Below are 1,806 nucleotides of genomic sequence, written 5' to 3'. Positions count from 1 at the left end.
CTTCACCACCCTGCGGTGTCAGCCGCTGGGTGAATTTCGTGCTTTCGGCTTCCGTGCCGCCAGCCGCGGGCGCCGGCGGCGCTGCCGCGGCATCGGTTGCCGGCTTGGCCGGCGCTGGCTTCACGGGTTCGGTTTTCGCTACCTGATTGCCGCCAAGCCCCAGCATCTTGCCGAAGGCGTCCTTGTTCAGCCAGATGCCGTAGCCGCCGCCGGCAACGACCAGCAGTGCGAAGACGGCCGCGATCAGCCCGCCATAGCTGCGCTTGCGCTCGGCGGGACGCAGGCGCTGGAAGGTATCCGGTACCGGCTCTTCATTGTCTTCGTTGCTGGAAAAGACATCGGCCTCGTCGTCCGCCTCCTCGGCGTTCATGCCTGGAAGAGGCGTGTCGGCGCGAGCCGGCTGGGCAGGCGCCGGCGTCGACCTTTGCCAGCTTGGCTCGACCTTGGCGGCAGGCGGCGGCGCGGGTTGATAGGGCTCGGGCTTGGCGACGGGCGGTGCCGGCCAGGCCGATTCCGCCTTCGCCGGCTGCCTCGTATGGCTTGGCTGGTTCTTGTTGCGATCGATCGACGAAAAGATGTGTTCCAGCTCCGCGAGCGGGTCGGTCTCCGGCACGCTCTTGGCATAATCGCGCTCGACGCTTGTAATGGCGTCTTCCAGCGAACGCATCTGCGTGGCTATGGCTTCGGGAGCCCACGGCGGCGAACGTTCACCAAGCTTCTTCGCTAGCATGGTGCGAACGCTGGCATAGATGCGCGTACGCTTTTCCGGCGTCTCGTCGCCATGCTTGTCGAGCGCGTTTTTCAGAATAGCAACGAAATCTGCCATGCTTCAGTCGACCTGTATTTTGCTTCCGCGTCGGCCCCCGCAAATCAGCCGCGATGCCCGGAAAGGCTCAGAAACTAGTCTTGAAACGGATCGGTCACAAGTATCGTGTCGTCGCGTTCCGGGCTGGTGGAAAGGAGCGCGACCGGTGCGCCGATGAGCTCCTCGATGTAGCGGACATACTTGACCGCCTGGGCCGGCAGATCATTCCAGCTGCGCGCGCCGGCAGTGGTGCCTTTCCAGCCCTCGAGCGTCTCGTAGACCGGTTCGACACGTGCCTGCGCGCCCTGGCTGGCCGGCAGATAATCGATCATCTCGCCGTCGAGACGGTAACCGGTGCAGACCTTGATCTCGTCCAGCCCGTCAAGCACGTCGAGCTTGGTCAGCGCGATGCCCTTGATGCCGTTGACCGCGACGGCCTGGCGCACCAGCACCGCGTCGAACCAGCCGCAGCGGCGCTTGCGACCGGTGACGACGCCGAATTCATGGCCGCGCGTGCCGAGGAATTCGCCGACCTCGTTCTTCTGCTCGGTCGGGAACGGACCCTCGCCGACGCGTGTCGTATAGGCCTTGGTGATGCCGAGCACATAGCCGATGGCGCCCGGGCCAACGCCGGAGCCGGCGGCAGCCTGTCCGGCAACCGTGTTCGACGAGGTCACGAACGGATAGGTGCCGTGGTCGATATCGAGCAGTGTGCCCTGCGCGCCCTCGAACAGGATGCGCTCGCCAGCCCGGCGCTTGTCGTCGAGGATCTTCCAGACCCGGTCCATATAGGGCAGGATGTCGTCGGCGACCGAGGTTAGTTCCTGCATGATCGTGTCATGCGTGACTTCCGCATGACCAAGCCCGCGACGCAGCGCATTGTGGTGCGTCAGCAGCCTGTCGATTTTCAAGGGCAGTGTTTCCAAATCCGCCAAATCCATCACCCTGACCGCGCGCCGGCCCACCTTGTCCTCATAGGCGGGGCCGATGCCGCGACGGGT

At 64.8% G+C, this 1,806-nt stretch carries 1 protein-coding gene and 1 pseudogene; both read right to left on the bottom strand.

Annotated features, from left to right (window positions below; all coding sequences use genetic code 11):
• Positions 1 to 826, bottom strand: a pseudogene (locus tag EOA22_RS32215) (hypothetical protein); the annotation flags it as partial.
• Between the two features lie 74 nt (positions 827 to 900).
• The coding region (locus EOA22_RS32210; protein ID WP_127390534.1) for an adenylosuccinate synthase at positions 901 to 1,806 on the bottom strand (906 nt) is incomplete at its 5' end.

Origin of the sequence: Mesorhizobium sp. M7A.F.Ca.US.014.04.1.1, from assembly GCF_003998745.1 — a bacterium.
GTDB lineage: Bacteria > Pseudomonadota > Alphaproteobacteria > Rhizobiales > Rhizobiaceae > Mesorhizobium > Mesorhizobium ciceri.
This window is presented reverse-complemented; position numbering and strand designations above follow the sequence as displayed.